The 18,909-nt window shown below is 66.3% G+C and carries 14 protein-coding genes; 5 read left to right on the forward strand and 9 right to left on the reverse strand.

Annotated features, from left to right (window positions below; genetic code table 11):
* Positions 1 to 27: 27 nt before the first annotated feature.
* The 5 genes from QX073_RS12095 to metF all read right to left on the reverse strand — a co-directional run bounded on the left by QX073_RS12095 (position 28) and on the right by metF (position 8,005).
* Positions 28 to 1,050, reverse strand: a complete 1,023-nt coding sequence (locus QX073_RS12095; RefSeq protein WP_316225809.1) for an HlyD family secretion protein — start codon at positions 1,048 to 1,050, stop codon at positions 28 to 30.
* Positions 1,047 to 1,766, reverse strand: a complete 720-nt coding sequence (locus QX073_RS12100) for an ABC transporter ATP-binding protein (protein WP_315713789.1) — start codon at positions 1,764 to 1,766, stop codon at positions 1,047 to 1,049. Before QX073_RS12100 ends, QX073_RS12095 begins: the two co-directional genes overlap by 4 nt.
* On the reverse strand, positions 1,763 to 2,896 hold the full coding sequence (locus tag QX073_RS12105) for an ABC transporter permease (protein WP_316169534.1): 1,134 nt from the start codon (positions 2,894 to 2,896) through the stop codon (positions 1,763 to 1,765). The genes QX073_RS12100 and QX073_RS12105 overlap by 4 nt, the downstream gene beginning before the upstream one ends.
* Positions 2,897 to 3,221: 325 nt before the next feature.
* On the reverse strand, positions 3,222 to 7,088 hold the full coding sequence (gene metH, locus QX073_RS12110) for a methionine synthase (protein ID WP_316225810.1): 3,867 nt from the start codon (positions 7,086 to 7,088) through the stop codon (positions 3,222 to 3,224).
* Positions 7,088 to 8,005 (reverse strand): methylenetetrahydrofolate reductase [NAD(P)H], encoded by a 918-nt coding sequence (gene metF, locus QX073_RS12115; RefSeq protein ID WP_316225811.1) that lies wholly within the window; start codon positions 8,003 to 8,005, stop codon positions 7,088 to 7,090. Before metF ends, metH begins: the two co-directional genes overlap by 1 nt.
* Positions 8,006 to 8,376: 371 nt before the next feature.
* On the opposite strand from metF, the gene QX073_RS12120 reads away from it, so the two are divergent.
* A complete protein-coding gene (locus QX073_RS12120) occupies positions 8,377 to 9,396 on the forward strand; it encodes an LLM class flavin-dependent oxidoreductase (protein WP_316225812.1) in 1,020 nt (339 codons plus the stop codon).
* A 384-nt stretch (positions 9,397 to 9,780) separates the two neighbouring features.
* On the opposite strand, the gene QX073_RS12125 is transcribed toward QX073_RS12120, so the two are convergent.
* Both QX073_RS12125 and QX073_RS12130 read right to left on the reverse strand, forming a co-directional pair.
* Positions 9,781 to 10,446 (reverse strand): NAD(P)-dependent oxidoreductase, encoded by a 666-nt coding sequence (locus tag QX073_RS12125; protein ID WP_410052367.1) that lies wholly within the window; start codon positions 10,444 to 10,446, stop codon positions 9,781 to 9,783.
* A gap of 82 nt (positions 10,447 to 10,528) precedes the next feature.
* A complete protein-coding gene (locus tag QX073_RS12130) occupies positions 10,529 to 11,398 on the reverse strand; it encodes an NmrA/HSCARG family protein (protein WP_316191690.1) in 870 nt (289 codons plus the stop codon).
* Positions 11,399 to 11,499: 101 nt separating this feature from the next.
* Here QX073_RS12130 and QX073_RS12135 point away from each other — a divergent pair, with 101 nt between their 5' ends.
* Complete coding sequence (locus QX073_RS12135; protein WP_316225814.1) at positions 11,500 to 12,423, forward strand: LysR family transcriptional regulator; 924 nt, start codon at positions 11,500 to 11,502, stop codon at positions 12,421 to 12,423.
* Here the strand turns inward: QX073_RS12135 and QX073_RS12140 are convergent.
* On the reverse strand, positions 12,404 to 13,264 hold the full coding sequence (locus QX073_RS12140) for a prephenate dehydratase (RefSeq protein ID WP_316169528.1): 861 nt from the start codon (positions 13,262 to 13,264) through the stop codon (positions 12,404 to 12,406). The genes QX073_RS12135 and QX073_RS12140 overlap by 20 nt on opposite strands.
* 21 nt (positions 13,265 to 13,285) lie before the next feature.
* Positions 13,286 to 14,026 (reverse strand): 3-deoxy-manno-octulosonate cytidylyltransferase, encoded by a 741-nt coding sequence (locus QX073_RS12145; RefSeq protein ID WP_316191688.1) that lies wholly within the window; start codon positions 14,024 to 14,026, stop codon positions 13,286 to 13,288.
* Between the two features lie 240 nt (positions 14,027 to 14,266).
* On the opposite strand from QX073_RS12145, the gene QX073_RS12150 reads away from it, so the two are divergent.
* From QX073_RS12150 to QX073_RS12160, 3 genes are all read left to right on the forward strand, one after another.
* The gene (locus QX073_RS12150; protein ID WP_315825971.1) at positions 14,267 to 14,815 is read left to right on the forward strand and encodes a c-type cytochrome; all 549 of its coding nucleotides are present in this window, start codon (positions 14,267 to 14,269) and stop codon (positions 14,813 to 14,815) included.
* 375 nt (positions 14,816 to 15,190) lie between these two features.
* Positions 15,191 to 17,035, forward strand: coding sequence for an extracellular solute-binding protein (locus QX073_RS12155; protein WP_316225955.1), 1,845 nt, complete (start codon positions 15,191 to 15,193; stop codon positions 17,033 to 17,035).
* Positions 17,032 to 18,909 carry an extracellular solute-binding protein gene (locus QX073_RS12160; RefSeq protein WP_316225815.1) on the forward strand — a complete coding sequence of 626 codons (1,878 nt, stop codon included), beginning with the start codon at positions 17,032 to 17,034 and terminating at the stop codon, positions 18,907 to 18,909. Before QX073_RS12155 ends, QX073_RS12160 begins: the two co-directional genes overlap by 4 nt.

An 18,909-nucleotide genomic window follows, 5' to 3' on the forward strand; every position in this document is an offset into this window, starting at 1 on the left:
AGAGGCGTGGGCCGAGCGGCGCGCCCCTCACGGCTTGAAATACACGTCCACCTTCATACCCACCGCGAACGGGCCCGGCTCGGCGAGATCGACCAGCACTTCCACCACGTCGACGTCGGTCATGTTGCGCTGGCTGAGCGCAGCAGTGCGGCTGCTCTCGACCAGCGGGGCGACGGCGGCGACCTTGCCGGCGACGTCGCGGCCGCGGAAGGCGTCGGAGCGGACCACCGCCTGCTGGCCGACCTTGATCTTGTCGAGGTCGCGCTGGTCGAGCTCGGCGCGCACGCGCAGCGAGGACGTATCGCCGAGCAGCACCAGCGGTGGCGTCGTCTGCGGCGAAGCGATCTCGCCGGTGCGCGCATTGACCTGTAGCACCGTGCCGTCGAGCGGCGCGCGGATGGTGAGCTTTTCCAACGTGGCGCGGGCGCCCTGCAGTTCGCTGCGGGCGACGTTGAGCTGGCCCTCGGCGCTGATCGGCAGTGGCGCATCAGCGGTGACCTTGCGCAGCTCGTCGGCCTGCTGCTCCAGCTTCGCCTGCGCGGCTGTCAATTGCGTGCGTGCGGTGTCGACATCGGCATCGGCGCCGCGCCCGGCGCGCCGCTCGGTCACGGCCTTGTCGAGCGCAGCACGCGCGTCGAACACCGCCGCCTGCGCATCGGCGAGGCCGTCTTCGGCGCGGCGCCGGGGACCCGCGCCAGACGGCGTCGACTCCTTGTTGCGCACGCGCTTGCGCATCGCGACCTGCGCCTCGGCGCTGGCGAGCTGCGCGCGAGCTTCGCCATCGCTGAGCCGCACCAGGGCCTGGCCGGCGAACACGGTCTCGTTTGGCCTGACCAGCACGTCCTGGATCAGCCCAACCACCGGCGCGCCGAGCTTGATCAGGCCGGATGCCGGCTCGACCCGGCCGGGTGCGACGGCCAGCCAGCGTTCCTCCTGGGCATTGGCGGCACGCGCTGTCGGTGGAATCGAGGTCGGCGTGACGATGATAGCCAATGCAGCCGCGGCGACGAGCCCGAGCAGGTGAGCGCGTTCTGGAATTCCCGATATCATGCGTGCGAGACTTTCTTCATGGACTCGCCGCCGCTCTCCTCGCGGACGATGCGGCCGTCCTCGATGTGAATGACGCGATTGGCAAACGGCAGGATGCGCGGATCGTGCGTCACCACCAGCACCGCGCGCGACGGATCCTTGGCGATATCGGCGAGCAGGGTCATGATCGCCTGACCGTTGGCGGTATCGAGTGCGCCGGTCGGCTCGTCGGCGAGAATGACCTGCGCCTTGCCGACGATGGCGCGGGCGATCGCGACGCGCTGCTGCTCGCCGCCCGAGAGCTGGCGCGGGAACGACCGCTTCTTCGGGCCGAGGCCGACCCGCTCGAGCACCTCGCGCGCCGCCAGTTTCGCGGCCCGCGCGCGTTCGCCGCGCACGTCGAGCGCGAGCCGCACATTGTCCTCGGCGTTCAACGTCGGAAACAGATGATAGGATTGGAAGATGAAGCCGATGCGCTCGCGGCGCAGCTTCGCCAGCGCCTCGGGATCGAGCCCCGCGACCGGCTGGTTGGCAACCCGCACGGCACCGCCATCCGGCGTCATCAGGCAGCCCAGGATCGACAACAGCGTCGTCTTGCCGCTGCCTGAGGGGCCCATCAGCAGCGCCAGCTCGCCGCCCTTCAACGACAGGCTCACGCCCTTCAGCGCCTGCACCCGGCCGGCCCCCTGGCCGAGGTGATGCACGAGATCGGTGGCCTCGAGCACGGTGTCGGTCATCGCGAGAACACCAGGGTCGGGTCAATGCGCATGACCTTGAGGATCGCCGCGATCGCCGAGCCGACGCACATCGTCACCGTCAGCACGAACAGCGCGACCGTCAGCGTCGGGGTCATGATGACCGGCAGCGCCGATTCCGCGGTCGCGGCCGCCACGATCCTGCCGATCGCCGCAGCGCCGGCGAAGCCGACGATGGCGCTGAGCAGCGCCTGCCAGATGATGACGGTGTAGATGTAGCGGCTGGACGAGCCGATCGCGCGCAGGGTCGCGAACTCGTTGATGTGATCCTTGGTGCTGGAATAGAGCGTCTGCGCCACGATCACGGTGCCGACGATGAGGCCGAGCAGGGCGCCGGCGAACAGCGCGGCACCCGCGCCGGTGCCGAACAGCCAGAACGAGCGGCTGCGGCTCGCGAACTCGGCTGCGGTCAGCACGTCGACATTGGACAGGCTGTCGCGCAGCGCCCGCTGCACGGTCCAGAGGTCGGCCTCGGCCGCCAGCTTGACCACCAGATAGGACGCCTTGTTCGAGGCGATGCCGGTATAGGCGCGGGCGCGGTCGACGTCGGTGAACACGTAAGGCGTTGTCGTGAACGAGCGGATGCCTTTGGTGACAGCCATCACCTGCACCTTCTGGTCGCGGAGCTCCGCAGCCTGGCCGGCGCCGCCGATGCCGAGCCGCTCGAAATAGGTCTGGTCGATGGCGACCGCGCCCGGCACGGACAGGTCGTCCAGCCGTCCCTCCACCACGTTCCAGGGATGCAGCCCGAGCCCGCGCAGTTCCGAGCCGACCACGAAGACCGGCGTCGTGGTGCCCTGCGGCAGCCGCCATTGCGCATAGCCGATCACCAGCGGCGTCGCCTCCGCCACTCCGGGAACAGCAAGCGCGCGGAACCGCTGCCGCTCGTCGAGCAGCGAGGGGTCCTCGAAGCATTTGGTGCCGACCGGCATGATCCACAGCTCGGCCGGGGAATGGTCGATCATGGTCGTGACCATCCGGCGGAAGCCGACATAGAGGCCCATCTGCACGGTCACCAGCACGATCGAGAAGATGATGCCGATGATGGTGGCAATGAATCGAAGCCTGTCATGGAACAGGTTTCGGGACGCAAGCCTGAACTGCAACGACATGAACGAAAAACCACCCGGAGGCCCCGGCGGCATTTCAGCCGGTTACCGGGGATAAGTCCACGCTGCATCGCATGGCGCCGGCTGTGGCGCTTTGTCATTCGCGGCGGCCGTGGCGCGGGGGACACGGAGGAGGGGCGTCCAAGTGCAGCGTGTGAGCCGAGCAGGGGGCGTCATAACCGCTGTCGTCCCTGCGAACGCAGGGACCCATAACCACAGGGAGATGTCGTTTTGCGCGATATCAGCCACCGCGGACGACGGGTAGATCACGCGGTATGGGTCCCCGCGTTCGCGGGGACGACAGCTGTGGATGGGGCGACCGCGCCGGCTACTTCGCGCCGACCGCCTTCTTGCGCCAGGCGAGATGAACGGCACAGGTGCAGCCCACCGGATGGCTCGCGAGCTCGGCGGGGGCGGCGTCGTTGGCCGGAGCGGGCGAAGCGACGGCGCTCGCTGCCGCGTCCGCCTGCTGGCCGCCCCTTGCCGGAATGTAGTTCAGGATCGGCGCCAGCCAGCGCTCGACTTCGGCGACGGTCATGCCCTTGCGCGCGGCGTAGTCCTCGACCTGGTCGCGCTCGATCTTGCCGACGCCGAAATAGAAGCTCTCCGGCGAGGCAAAATAGAGGCCCGACACCGACGAGCCCGGCCACATCGCAAAACTCTCGGTCAGCCGCACGCCGGCATTTCTCTCGGCGTCGAGCAGCTCGAACAAGGTCGCCTTCTCGGTGTGGTCGGGTTGCGCCGGGTAGCCGGGCGCGGGACGGATGCCGTGATACTTCTCCAGGATCAGATCGTCCGGCGAGAGCGCCTCGTCCGGGGCGTAGGCCCAGAACTCGCGGCGGACGCGGGCATGCAGGCGCTCGGCGAACGCCTCGGCGAGGCGGTCGGCCAGCGCCTTCACCAGGATCGAGGAATAGTCGTCATTGGCGTTCTTGAAGCGGTCGGCGACGGCATCCTCGCCGAGGCCTGTCGTGACGACGAAGCCGCCGACATAGTCCGGCACGCCCGAGCCCTGCGGCGCAATGAAGTCGCTGAGCGCGGTATTGAAGCGACCCTCGCGCTTCTCGAGCTGCTGGCGCAGCGTGTGCAGCGTCGCGATCTGCTTGGTGCGGCCCTCGTCGGCATAGAGCACGATGTCGTCGCCGACCGCATTCGCCGGCCAGAAGCCGATCGCGGCGCGCGCCGTGAACCACTTCTCGTCGACGATGCGCTTCAGCATCTTCAGCGCGTCGTCATACAGCGCGCGCGCGGCCTCGCCGACCTTGGCGTCGTCGAGGATGCCAGGGAAACGGCCGGCGAGCTCCCAGGTCTGGAAGAACGGCGTCCAGTCGATATAGGGCACGAGCTCGGCGAGGTCGTAGTCGACGAAGGTCTTGACGCCGAGGAAGGTCGGCTTGACCGGCTTCGCCTTGGCGAAGTCGATCTTCGGCGCGTTGGCGCGGGCGTCCGCGAGCTTCAGCCGCTTCTTGTCGGCCTGGCCGCGCAGATGCGCAGCGGCGATCTTCTGATATTCGCTGCGAACCTCCGTGGCGTAGGTATCCTTGCGCTCCGGCGACAGCAGTGAGGAGGCGACGCCGACGGCGCGGCTGGCGTCGTTGACGTGAACGACCGGGCCATTCTGGTAGTTCGGATCGATCTTGACCGCAGTATGGACACGGCTCGTCGTAGCGCCGCCGATCAGGAGCGGCACGTTCAGGCCCTGGCGCTCCATCTCCGAGGCGAGATACGCCATCTCGTCGAGCGAGGGCGTGATCAGGCCGGAGAGACCGATGATGTCGGCGTTCTCGGCCTTGGCCGTCTCGATGATCCTGGCCGCGGGCACCATGACACCGAGGTCGATGACCTCGAAATTGTTGCACTGGAGCACGATGCCGACGATGTTCTTGCCGATGTCGTGGACGTCGCCCTTGACGGTAGCGAGCACGATCTTGCCGGCGTTGGAGCGCTCGTTGGCCCGGCCCTTGTTGGCAGCCTTCTCCGCCTCCATGAACGGCATCAGATAGGCCACCGCCTGCTTCATCACGCGCGCGGACTTCACGACCTGCGGCAGGAACATCTTGCCGTCGCCGAAGAGGTCGCCGACCACGTTCATGCCGGCCATCAGCGGGCCTTCGATGACGTCGAGCGGCCGCGTCGACGCGGCGCGCGCCTCTTCGGTGTCCACATCGATGAACTCGGTGATCCCATGCACCAGCGCGTGGCTCAGCCGCTTGTCGACCGGCCATTCGCGCCAGGCGAGATCGGCCTCCTTGGTCTGCTTGCCCTGGCCGCGGAATTTCTCGGCCAGCGCCAGCAGCCGCTCCGAGGCGCCGGGGTCGCGGTTGAGCACGACGTCTTCGCACACCTGGCGCAGCTCCGGATCGATGTCGTCATAGACGATCATCTGACCGGCATTGACGATGCCCATGTCCATGCCCGCCTTGATGGCGTGATACAGGAACACCGAATGCATGGCTTCGCGCACCGGCTCGTTGCCGCGGAACGAGAAGGAGAGATTGGAGACGCCGCCCGAGACATGCGCATGCGGCAGGTTCTGCCGGATCCAGCGTGTCGCTTCGATGAAGTCGACGCCGTAATTGTTGTGTTCCTCAAGTCCGGTCGCGATGGCGAAGATGTTGGGATCGAAGATGATGTCCTCAGGCGGAAAGCCGATCTGCTCGACCAGGATCTTGTAGGCGCGGGCGCAGATCTCGGTCTTGCGCTTGTAGGTGTCGGCCTGGCCGGTCTCGTCGAACGCCATCACGACCACGGCGGCGCCGTGGCGACGCGCGATCTTCGCTTCGTGAATGAACTTCTCCTCGCCTTCCTTGAGCGAGATCGAGTTCACCACCGGCTTGCCCTGCACGCATTTCAGGCCCGCCTCGATGACGTGGAATTTCGAGGAATCGACCATCACGGGAACGCGAGCGATGTCCGGCTCGGCGGCGACGAGGTTGAGGAAGGTCCGCATCGCGGCTTCCGAATCCAGCAGGCCCTCGTCCATGTTGACGTCGATGACCTGGGCGCCGTTCTCGACCTGGTCGCGCGCGACCTGCAGCGCCGCGGTGTAATCGCCGGCGGTGATCAGCTTGCGGAATTTGGCCGAACCCGTGACGTTGGTGCGCTCGCCGACATTGACGAACGGAATGGCGGGCGTGAGTTCGAACGGCTCGAGGCCCGACAGCCGCAGCCGCGGCGCGATCTCCGGCACGGCGCGAGGCTTGTGCGGGGCGACGGCGGCGGCGATCGCCGCGATATGTTCGGGCGTGGTGCCGCAGCAGCCGCCGACGATGTTGACGAGGCCGTCCCGCGCAAATTCGCCGATCAGTCGCGCCATGTAGGCCGGCGTCTCGTCATACTGGCCGAACTCGTTGGGCAGGCCGGCATTGGGATAGGCGCACACCAGCGCGTCGGCGACGCGGCCGATGTCGGCGACATGGGCGCGCAGATCCTCGGCGCCGAGCGCACAGTTGAAGCCGATGGTCAGCGGCTTGGCATGCCGCACCGAATTCCAGAACGCCTCCGGCATCTGGCCCGAGAGCAGGCGGCCGGACTTGTCGGTGATGGTGCCCGAGATCATCACGGGCACGTCGATGCCGCGCTCCTCGCAGAGCTCGGCGATGGCGTACAGCGCCGCCTTGGCATTGAGCGTGTCGAAGATGGTCTCGAGCAGCAGGATGTCGGCGCCGCCGTCCAGGAGCCCGCGCGCCTGCTCGCCATAGGCGAGCCGGAGGTCGTCGAAGGTCACGGCGCGGTAGCCGGGGTTGGAGACGTCGGGCGAGATCGAGGCGGTGCGGTTGGTCGGGCCCATTGCGCCGGCGACGAAGCGCTGTTTGCCGTCCTCGGCCGCAACGCGGGTCGCGGCATTGCGGGCGAGCCGGGCGCCCTCGCGGTTCAGCTCGTAGATGATGTCGGAGAGGTCGTAATCGGCCTGCGCGATCGAGGTTGCCGAGAAGGTGTTGGTGGCGACGATGTCGGCCCCGGCGCGCAGATATTGCGCGTGGATGTCCTCGATGGCGTCGGGCTGCGTCAGGATCAGCAGGTCGTTGTTGCCGCGGAGGTCGCGATGGAAGTCCTTGAACCGCTCGCTGCGGAAGGCGGCCTCGTCGAGCTGCAGCGCCTGGATCATCGTGCCCATGGCGCCGTCGAGGATCAGGATTCGCTTGGCTGCAGCGGCAAGGAGGGCGGTACGCGCTGGAGATACAGGGGTGGACATCAGGCGGCAGCCTTGTTGGCGGACTTCGGACGGATGCCGAGCAGATGGCTGATCGCGAACACGAGGTCGGCGCGGTTCATGGTGTAGAAATGGAAGGTGTCGACGCCATGCTTGGCGAGCTTTTGCACCTGGCCTGCGGCGACGGTCGCCGCGACCAGCTTGCGGGTCTCGGGATCGTCGTCGAGACCGTCGAATTTTTCGGCCAGCCAGTCCGGCACCGTCGTGCCGGCGCGGGTCACGAAGCCACGCGCCTGCTTGAAATTGTGCATCGGCATGATGCCGGGCACGATCGGGATCGTGATGCCGCGGGCGCGGACACGGTCGAGGTAGCGGAAGTAGAGATCGTTGTCGAAGAACACCTGGGTGATGGCGCGGGTGGCGCCGGCGTCGACCTTGGCCTCGAGCATGTCGATGTCGGCGTCGAAGTCGCGGCTCTCGGGGTGCTTCTCCGGATAGGCGGAGACCGAGACCTCGATATCGGGATGGCGCTTCTTGATGCCGGCGATCAGCTCGGGCGAGCTCTGATAGCCCTCGGCATGGGTGTAGTAGGGCGTGCCGATGCCGCCGGGCGGATCGCCGCGAAGCGCCACGATGTGGCGGACGCCGACCTCGTGATAGCGGTCGACGACCTCGTCGATCTCGTGGCGCGAAGCGCCGACGCAGGTGAGATGCGCCGCCGGCAGCAGCGCGGTCTCCTTCAGGATGCGCGCGATCGTGGCGTGGGTGCGCTCGCGCGTCGAGCCGCCCGCGCCGTAGGTCACCGAGACGAAGCTAGGCTCCAGAGGGGCGAGGCGCTCGATCGAGGCCCACAGCGTCCGGTCCATCTCCTCGGTCTTCGGCGGGAAGAACTCGAACGAGATCTTCGGCCGGATGATTGCGGCGTGGCCGTCGGCGATGGCGGTGGCGAGGTCGGTCATGGCAGCGCAGGTTCCCGGTGGCGCGTAAATTTCAACTCAAGAGGGGATCGCTCTTTGGATGTGGGAAGATAAGGGAAGTGCGTCCCAATAGACAGCCCACCCCAAATGGGATTTCGCCCACTTGTATGTATTTTGATGACTTTTGTCCGCTGTCATCGATTGTGTGATGGGCAGATAAAATGTTGATGTTTCAATGTGTGCTGGCTGTGGGTGAACGGATTTGATCGAGATCGAGTGTGGGACGTCTCGATGGCGATGTTGTATACAATGTCCGTGTCCCAACTCGGGATGATGTCGATCCCTGCATTTCCAGCAGGGCTCCGCCGCGGTTGGCCCATTGTGGCACGCCGCGCAGTCATTAGGTTGAAGCCATGATCCCGCTTTCAGTGCTCGACCTCTCCGTCACGACCACCGCCACGCCTGCCTCGGCGGCACTGCGCAACAGCATCGATCTGGCCCGCCATGTCGATCAGCTCGGCTACGTCCGCTATTGGCTGGCTGAGCACCACAGCCTGCCGTCGGTGGCGAGCCCGTCGCCCGACATCATGATTGGGCAGATCGCGGCAGCGACGCAGCACATCCGCGTCGGCTCCGGCGGCGTCATGCTGCCCAACCATGCGCCGCTGGTGGTCGCGGAGCGCTTCAAGATGCTGGAGGCACTGTTTCCCGGCCGGATCGATCTCGGCCTGGGCCGCGCGCCGGGCACCGACGGCACCACGGCCTATGCGCTGCGCAGCCGGCTCGACCGCCGCGAGGGCGACGACTTCCTGGAGCGGCTGCATGAGCTGGTGCTGTGGGAGACCCGCGAGTTCCCTGCCGGTCATCCTTACAACAACGTCATCGCCATGCCCGACGACGCGCCATTGCCGCCGATCTGGCTGCTCGGCTCCAGCGACTATTCCAGCGAGCTGTCGGCGCAGCTCGGCATGGGGTTCGGCTTCGCACATCATTTCGCCAGCCACGACGCTGTCGACGCGATGAGAACCTACCGCGCGCATTTCACGCCATCGCGCTGGCGGACACAGCCGCATGCGATCCTGGCGGTCGCGGTGGTGACGGCCGAGACCGACGCCGAGGCCGAGCGGTTGGCGTCGTCGATGGACCTCAACCGCCTCAGGCGCGACCGCGGCCAGTTCCTGCCGCTGCCGAGCCCCGAGGAGGCGGCGGCCACCATGTATACAGACGCGGACCGCGCCTCGATCGCACGCAACCGGTCGCGGCTGTTCGTGGGCAGCCCGGCGACGGTGCGAGCCAAGCTCGATCCGATGATCGCGGCAAGCCAGGCCGACGAGCTGATGGTGATCACGGCGACCTTCGACCACGACGCCCGCAAGCGCTCCTACAGCCTGCTTGCCGACGCCTTCGGTCTGGAGCGGAAGGCGGCGGCGTAGTCCCGCACGAACCTAGCAGCCGATGAGTTCTGGATCGTGCAGCATGAAGATTCATCTCTCCCCGACGGGGCTAGCGTGAGCACGCATCTCGAAGTCGGATCCAGTCACTTCAAGGAACGGACGGTGGGCTCTCTCGCCCCGCTTGCGGGAGAGGGGTGGGGTGAGGGGGGCTCTCCGCGAGCACCGCCTTCGCGGAGAGCCCCCCTCACCCGGATTGCATCTTTCGATGCAATCCGACCTCTCCCCGCAAGCGGGGCGAGGTAAAATCCCGTCGCCGCGAAGATGTGTGCTCGAACTAGCCCCCGACTTGGATGAACGGAGTTCGTGCAGAGAGTTGAGGCGAACAATGGCGCGATCTGGACTTCGAAGCGCGCCGTGCCGGTCTCACCATGTGATCAGCGGAGAGCGGCGCAGGAAGCTGTCGTCGCTCACCTGGTCCACCCCGAAGCGCGCGACATCGGCCCGCGCGATCGTGCCGCCGTGAAAACCTGTGAGGTCCGTCAGCGCGCGGACCGTCTGGCCGCCCGGCTTGTCGTTGAGCATGGCGGGACGGACGATGACCCAGTCGAGCCCGCTGTCGCGGATGATCGCCTCCTGCCGGTTCTTGTCGGCATAGACGTTGCGCAGCAGCAGCGGCAGGATCAGCCGGTCGTAGACGAAGCCGCCATGTCCCCGGCTGTCGCCTGCGCCGATCCCGGTGATGGCGACAAGGCGAGCAACATTCTCGGCCTCCATCGCCTTGACGAGCGCCCGCGTCGATGTCGAGAGCGTGGTGACCTCGCGAAACGGGCTGAGCGAGGTGCCCAAGGAACTGATGACGACATCCTGTCCCTTGAGCGCCTTGCGAAGCGTGGCTTCGTCGCGCGCATCGCCGACGATCAGTTGCGCGCCTTGCAGGTCCCCGGCCTTGTCGGGCGAGCGCACCAGCGCGGTGACGTGATGGCCGCGCGCCAGCGCGTCGCGCACGATCAGCCGCCCGGTGCCGCCGGTGGCGCCAAGCACGAGGATGTTAGACTTGGGTGTGGTGACGTTGCTATCTTGACTGGTCATGACCATCTCCATGGTGTGAGGGGGCGCATTCGCGGAAGCGCGCCGCGCAATTCGGTTTCGGGGGATGATGAGCGGCTCGGCTTCAGGCCGTGGCCGAGATCTCGGCGACAAAGTCGCGGTACGAGCGCAGCGGCCGGCCCAGCAGCGTGGTGAGGCGCGCGACGTCGCCCTCGTCCGGCACCATGCCGTCGGTCAGGAAGCGCTCGGCCATCAGTCGCATGTCGAACGCCATCCAGCTCGGCATGACCTGCCGGAGGTTGGTCTCGAACTGCGTGGTGTTGTCGCCGCCATAGGCGATCGTGCGGCCCAGCACGTCAGACCAGATCGCCGCGGCGTCAGCGCCGGTCAGCGTGTCCGGGCCGACCAGGTTGATCCGTGTCAGCGGCAGCGGCACGGCTGACTGCTCGCGGCGGATCAGCTCGATCGCTGCGATCTCGCCGATGTCGCTGACGTCGATCATGGCAAGGCCCTTGGCTCCGATCGGCATCGGGTAGACGCCGTAGCCGAGCACGACATCCTTGATCGTGAGATCGTTGTTCATGAAGTAGGCGGGGCGCAGGATGGTGGCGTTCAGGCCCATCTGCTCGATCATCCGCTCGACGGCGAACTTGCCGGCGAAGTGCGGCACGTTGACGTAGACGTCGCCGTGGATCACCGACAGATAGACGATGCGCTCGATGCCGGCCTCGCGGACCAGATTGAGCGCGATCAGCGCCTGAGTGAATTCATCAGGCGTGACGGCGTTGAGCAGGAACAGGGTCGAGACGCCCGAGAACGCGCCGCGCAGCGAATCGACGTCGAGCAGGTCGCCTTGGGCGATCTGAACGCCCGCCGGAAGCTTGGCCTTCCCAGGATCGCGGACGAGGGCGCGGACATCGGCCCCGCGCCTGACGAGTTGTTCGACGACGCGACGGCCGACGGTTCCAGTGGCACCGGTCACGAGGATGGTCATGGGATCACTCCGGGGGTGGTGTTGAGACACCCGGAAGATATCGATCCACATGCGAGCCAATAGGCGCTATATTTGGACATGTCGTCTCATTAGTGGAACAGATGGATCTGCTTGCGCTCGCCGATTTCACGCTCGTCGCCCGCCACGGCGGCTTCGGCCGGGCCGCCCGCGCCAGCGGTCGTCCGAAGGCAACGCTGTCCCGCCGCGTCGCAGAGCTCGAAGCGAGCCTGGACATCAGGCTGATCGAGCGCGGCGGGCGCACACTGAAGCTGACCGAGGAAGGGCGGGCGCTGTTCGAGCGCACGGGCGCGCTGCTGACCGAGCTCGACGAGACCGTCGGTGCGATAGCCTCAGGCGGCGATCAGCCGCGCGGCCGGTTGCGGATCAGCGCGCCGCTGCTGTTCTCGCAGACCGCGATGGGCAAGCTCGCCGCTACATTCGCGCTCAGATATCCGGAGGTCCGGCTCGAGGTGACGACCGACGACCGCGCCGTCGACATGGTCGAGGAGGGCTATGACCTGGTGATCCGGGTCAATCCCGATCCCGATGAGAGCCTTGTCGGCCGCATCTTCCTGCGCGATCAGCTGGTGGTCGTGGCCAGCCCAAGCCTGACGCGGCCGGCGGACGGCGCGCTCGTTCCTGCGGTTGTTCGTAGCACCGAGCAGATCGCAGCGTGGGACGTCATGGCTGCAATGGGATCGTCGCGCATCGCGATCGATCCGATCCTGCGGTTGTCATCGCTGATCATGGTGCGCGATGCGGTCCGTGCCGGCGTCGGTGCCGCATGCCTGCCGCTCTCGCTCGTCAGCCGCGATCTGGCGGCTGGCCGGCTGGCGCATTGGGGCGATTTGGACGCGCCAGCGGTTGCGCTGTGGGCGCTGTATCCGTCGCGGCGGCTGTTGAGCGCGCGCGTCTCCGCCTTTCTCGACCATCTGAAGCAGGCATTCCCGGTGGGAACGCCGGCCGAGCTGGCGGCCTATGTGGAGCCGCGGGATGACGGTCCGATCATTCCATCCGCTCGCTGAAGGTCGCGCGGAACGGATGCGCCGGATAGACGCCGACGATGCGCAGTTCGCGCGAGAAGAACTTCAATTCCTCCAGGGCGAAGGCCAGCCCCTTGTCGTCGGGATGGCCATCGACGTCGGCGTAGAATTGCGTGGCGAAGAAATTGCCGTCGACCATGTAGCTCTCGAGCTTGGTCATGTTGACGCCGTTGGTCGCGAATCCGCCGAGCGCCTTGTACAGCGCAGCCGGCAGGTTGCGGACGCGGAACACGAAGCTCGTGACCAACGGCCCGGAGTTCTGCTCGGCCCATTGCTCCTGGCGCGCCAGCACGACGAAGCGGGTGGTGTTGTGGGCCTCGTCCTCGATGTCCTCGGCGAGGATGTCGAGGCCGTAGATCTCGGCGGCGAGGCGCGAGGCGATCGCCGCGACGCTCCTGTCGCCGCGCTGGGAGACGTCCCGGGCGCTGCCCGCGGTGTCACCGGCGACGATCGGCCGGACGCCGAGCTGGCGGATGATGCGGCGGCACTGGCCGAGCGCATGGACGTGGCTCTCGACCGTCTTGATGTCGGCGAGCCTGGTGCCCTTCAGCGCCATCAGCTGGTGGCGGACCGGCAGGAACCACTCGCCAATGATGTAGAGGCCGGAGGCCGGCAGCAGGTGATGGATGTCGGCGACGCGGCCGGCGACCGAATTCTCGATCGGGATCATGCCCAGGTCAGCCTCGCCGGAGGAGATCGCGCTCAGCGCGTCCTCGAAGGTCGCGCACGGCATGGCCTCGGCGGTCGGATAGGCCTCGGAAATGGCGATGTGGGAATTGGCTCCCGGCTCGCCCTGGAATGCGATTTTCAAGATCTTGCTCATGAGGGGCCTTGTAGCAGCAGCTTAAGACTTGGACAGCAGCCGGCGTGCGGTTTCGAGGTCGGCGGGGGTGTCGACGCCGCGGGGCACGGCGTCGACGACCATCACGTCGATGCGCATGCCGGCTTCCAGCGCCCGCAGCTGTTCCAGCTTTTCCTGTTGCTCCAGCGGCGACGGCGGCAGGCTGACGAAGCGCTCCAGCGCCGCCCGGCGGTAGGCGTAAAGCCCGATGTGATGGTACCTCGGTCCGTCGCCATACGGCGCCGTGGCCCGGGTGAAATACAACGCGCGCATGCGCCGGCCGCCGAGGGGCGAGCCGACCGCCTTGACGACGTTCGGATTGAGGCTCTCCTCCTCGGTATGGATCTGCGCGGCAAGGGTCGCGATGTCGACGGCGGGATCGTCCAGTGGCGGCAGCACGTCGCTGATGTTCTGCGGGTCGATGGTCGGGAAATCGCCCTGCAGATTGACCACGATCTCGGCCTCGCGCGCAGGGTCGAGCTTGCACATGGCCTCGTAGATGCGGTCCGACCCGGAGGGATGATTGGGCTTGGTCATCACCACCTCGCCACCCGCCGCCGTCACGGCGTCCGCGATCTCCAGCGTGTCGGTTGCCACGGCCACGCGGCCGATCGCGGCCTCCTGCGCGCGCCGGAGCACCTGCACGATCATCGGCTGGCCGGCGATGTCGAGCAGCGGCTTGCCGGGCAGGCGGGTCGAGGCCATGCGGGCAGGGATCAGCACGAGGATTTTGGACTTGGTCATCCGGGAAACGGCAGGTCGGAGCCGGTCGCAACAGCGCGGGCCGGACTGGATGGGGACAGCAGGGGCGGCCCGCTTATACGGGTTGCCAGAGCACGGGCAAACCGATATCTCACTTCTGCCGCAGGGGGAGGCGCGACGGCTCGATTCCGCTCGATGCCTTGACGAATCCTGGGGCGATTCACGGTCGCGGCCCCGCGGCCTCCCAAGCAATGAAATCCGCCCTCGGAGCCTGATTCCAAAATGGACTCCTTCGAACTGAACAAAATCCTCGGCGCCGTTCTGGCCGCCTGTCTGGTCGTGCTGGTCACGAGCTTCTCCGCTGGCGCGATCTTCGCGCCGAAAATGCCGGAGAAACCGGGGTTCGAGATCGCCGTGAAGGAGGCCCAGGGCGCAGGCAAGGAAGCCGCTGCGCCGGCCGCGGCCGAGCCGATCGAGAAGCTGCTGCAGACCGCCTCGGTTGAGAAGGGCGCTGCCGCCGCCAAGAAATGCGCGGCCTGCCACACCTTCGACAAGGGCGGCAAGAATGCCGTCGGCCCCAACCTCTACGGCATCGTCGGCGACAAGATCGGCGAAGGCCGCGGCTTCAACTTCTCGGCCGCGATGAAGGCCAAGGGCGGCACCTGGACGATCGAGGATCTCAACCACTTCATCGCCAATCCGAAGGGCTACATCCCGGGGACCGCGATGGGCTTTGCCGGCATCCAGAAGGACTCGGAGCGCGCCGACGTGCTGGCCTACCTGAACTCGCTGTCGGACAATCCGGCGCCGCTGCCGACCGCAGCCAAGTGATCGGCTGCTAACCCCCCAATTTCCGACGGCCGGGCCTCAAGCCCGGCCGTTTTGCTTTGCGGGACGAAATTCGCCGCATTTGGGACCTTTGGTCGCATCCACCTCGTTCACAACCCGGTATCATGAGGAAAAAGCAAGGTTATTGGTCGAAACCTTGCCGTATATTGGTCCCCTGAATGGAACGGGTTCGCGGGGCCGGAGCACTCTGGCTGAGGCCGGCGAAACCTGCCCTTGCGAATTGGGTTACGATCGAACGTTGGATCTGGGAGCAGCAGCGGCCACGGCCGACCACCTGCTTCAAGCGGTCTTATTCAGAGGAAGTCTCATTTGACGATTACCCGACGACAGCTCCTGCAGAGCAGCGTCTTCGCTGCGATGACCCCGGCGCTCGGCACCGCCGCCAGCCTTGCCCCGCTCGACGCCGCGCAGGCGCAGGCCGGTGAACAACTGGTCTGGCGCCACGGCCTGTCGCTGTTCGGCGAGATCAAGTACCCGGCGGACTTCAAGCGCTTCGACTACGTCAATCCCGACGCGCCCAAGGGCGGCACAGCGCGGATGATCTCGCTCGGCACCTTCGACAATTTCAACATCGTCGTGATGTATGTGAAGGGCAACATCGCGTCCGCGGCGGGGCTGGTCTACGAGACCCTGATGACGCGCTCGCAGGACGAGGTGTCGACCGAATACGGCCTCCTCGCCGAATCGGCGGCCTATCCGGACGACTACTCCTGGGTCATCTACCGGCTGCGCAAGGAAGCGCGCTGGAACGACGGCAAGCCGGTGACACCCGAGGACGTCATCTTCTCGCTCGACGTGCTCAAGAAGAACAGCCCGCACTACTCCTCCTACTACCGCCATGTCGTAAAGGCCGAGAAGACCGGCGACCTCGAGGTCAAGTTCACCTTTGATGGTCCGGGCAATCGCGAGCTGCCGCACATCGTCGGTGAGCTGCTGGTTCTGCCCAAGCACTGGTGGGAAGGCACGGACGCGCAGGGCCGCAAGCGCGACGTCACCGCGACGACCTTGGAGCCGCCGCTCGGGTCGAGCCCGTATCGCATCAAGGAGTTCGTGCCCGGCCGCTCGATCAAGATGGAGCGCGTCAAGGACTACTGGGGCGCCAGCCTGCCGGTCCAGATCGGCCAGAACAATTTCGACGAGCTGCAGTTCGAGTATTTCCGCGACAACATCGTCGCCCTCGAGGCGTTCAAGGCCGATCAGGCCGACTGGATCAACGAGAATTCCGCCAAGCAATGGGCGACGGCCTACGACTTCCCGGCCATCAACGACAAGCGTGTGGTCAAGGACGAATTCCCGATCAGCGATTCCGGCCGCATGCAGGGCTTCGCCTTCAACCTGCGGCGTCCGCAATTCCAGGACGCGCGGCTGCGGCGTGCCTTCAACTACGCCTTCGATTTCGAGGAGATGAACAAGCAGCTGTTCTACGGCCAGTACAAGCGGATCAACAGCTATTTCGAAGGCACGGATCTGGCCTGTTCCGGGCTGCCGCAGGGCCAGGAGCTGCAGATCCTCGAGGAGCTGCGCGACAAGGTGCCGCCGGACGTGTTCACCACGGTCTACCAGGCCCCGGTGGGCGGCAATCCCGAGAACGTTCGCGCCAATCTGCGCGAGGCCACCAGGCTGCTGAAGGACGCAGGCTTCGAGATCAAGGACCGCAAGCTCGTCGATCCCGCCGGCAAGCCGGTCACGGTCGAACTCTTGGTCCAGGACCCGTCCTCCGAGCGTATCGTGCTGTTCTACAAGCCGTCGCTGGAGCGCCTTGGCGTTGCTGTCACGGTACGCCAGGTCGACAACGTCCAGTATGAGAACCGGGTGCGCACCTTCGACTACGACATGATCATCGACGTCTGGGGGCAGTCGCTGTCGCCCGGCAACGAGCAGCGCGATTTCTGGGGTTCCAAGGCCGCCGACGAGTCCGGCTCGAAGAACACGATCGGCATCAAGAACCCCGCTGTCGACGCGCTGATCGAGAAGATCATCTACGCCAAGGATCGTGCCTCCCTCGAAGCGGCGACGCATGCGCTCGACCGGGTGCTGCTGTGGAATTTCTACGTCGTCCCCCAGTTCACCTACCCGTTCGCGCGCAGCGCACGCTGGGACCGCTTCAGCCATTTCACGCCGTTCCCGAAATATGCGCGGTCCGGCTGGCCGAATCTGTGGTGGTACGATGCCGACAAGGCCGCCAAGGTGAAGCGCTCTTGAGCCGGCTCCCGCATCTGTCGCGCCGCGGCGTGCTCGGGCTTGGGTTCGGCGCGCTCAGCTATCCGCTGCTGACGCCGGCCGTGGCCGCGGAGTTCGGCCCCGAGTCGCACGGCACGTCGGCCTTCGGCGACCTGAAATATCCAGCCGACTTCCATCATTTCGATTACGTCAATATCGACGCTCCGAAGGGCGGGATGTTCTCGCTGATCCCCTCGGTGCGCGCCTATAACCAGTCCTATCAGACCTTCAACTCGTTCAATGCCTACGTCCTGAAAGGTGAGGGCGCGCAGGGCATGGACATGACGTTCGCGACCCTGATGGTGCGCGCGAGCGACGAGCCGGACGCGGTGTACGGGCTCGTCGCGAAATCCGTGGCGGTCTCCGCGGACAAGCTGGCCTACCGCTTCACCTTGCGGCCCGAGGCGCGCTTCCATGACGGCAGCAGGATCACCGCGCAAGACGTCGCCTTCTCGCTGAACACGCTGAAGGAGAAGGGCCATCCACTGATCGTTGTTCAGCTGCGCGACTTCGTGAAGGCCGAGGCGATCGACGATGCGACCGTCGTGGTGAGCTTCGTCGAGAAGCGCGCGCGCGACGTGCCGCTCTATGTCGTGACCCTGCCGATCTTCTCCAAGGCCTGGTACGCCAACCGCGCGTTCGACGAGGGTCCGCTCGACGTGCCGCTCGGCTCGGGGCCGTACAAGGTCGGCAAATACGAGATCAACCGCTACGTCGAGTTCGAGCGTGTCAAGGACTGGTGGGCGGCCGATCTGCCGGTCAGCCGCGGCATGTATAATTTCGACATCGTGCGCTACGAATTCTATCGCGACCGCGACGTCGCGTTCGAAGGCTTCACCGCCAAGAGCTATCTGTTCCGCGAGGAGTTCACCGCGCGCATCTGGGCGACGCGCTACGATTTCCCGGCGATCAAGGACGGCCGCGTCAAGCGCGAGCTCTTGCCGGACGAGACGCCGTCCGGCGGGCAGGGCTGGTTCATCAACACCCGCCGCGACAAGTTCAAGGATCCCCGCGTCCGCCAGGCGTTGACCTACGCGTTCGACTTCGAGTGGACCAACAAGACCATCATGTACGGCGCCTATGCGCGCACGGTGTCGCCGTTCCAGAACTCGGACATGGTCGCGGTCGGGCCGCCCTCGCCCGAGGAGCTGAAGCTGCTCGAGCCGTTCCGCGGCCAGGTGCCCGACGATGTGTTCGGCGAGCCGTTCGTGCCGCCGGTCTCGGACGGCTCCGGCCAGGATCGCGCGCTGCTGCGCAAGGCGACGCAACTGCTGCAGCAGGCCGGCCTGCCGGTCAAGGACGGCAAGCGGCTGCTGCCGTCCGGCGAGGTGTTCGCGATCGAGTTCCTGATCGACGAGGTCTCGTTCAAGCCGCACCACGGCACCCTGATCAAGAACCTGCAGACGCTCGGCATCGACGCCGATCTGCGCATCGTCGACGCCGTGCAGTACCGCGCCCGCGTCGAGGATTTCGATTTCGACATCGCCATTCAGCGGATGTCGATGTCGCCGACCCCCGGCGACGGCCTCCGGGCTTATTTCACCTCGGACACGGCCAAAACCAAGGGCTCCTACAATCTCGCCGGGATCAGCAATCCCGCGATCGATGCGCTGGTCGCCAAGGCGATCGCCGCGGAGACGCGCAGCGAGCTGACCTTGGCCTGCCGGGCGCTCGACCGCGTGTTCCGCGCCGGCCACTACTGGATACCGCAATGGTATCGCCAGACCCACCCGATCGCCTATTGGGATCAGTTCGACCATCCGCCGAAGCCGCCGAAATACGCCTCGGGCGTCGGCGCCCCCGACATCTGGTGGTACGATGCCGCCAAGGCCGCAAAGCTGGAGCAGGCGAAGTAG

This window comes from Bradyrhizobium sp. SZCCHNS3052, assembly GCF_032484495.1.
Taxonomy (GTDB): domain Bacteria; phylum Pseudomonadota; class Alphaproteobacteria; order Rhizobiales; family Xanthobacteraceae; genus Bradyrhizobium.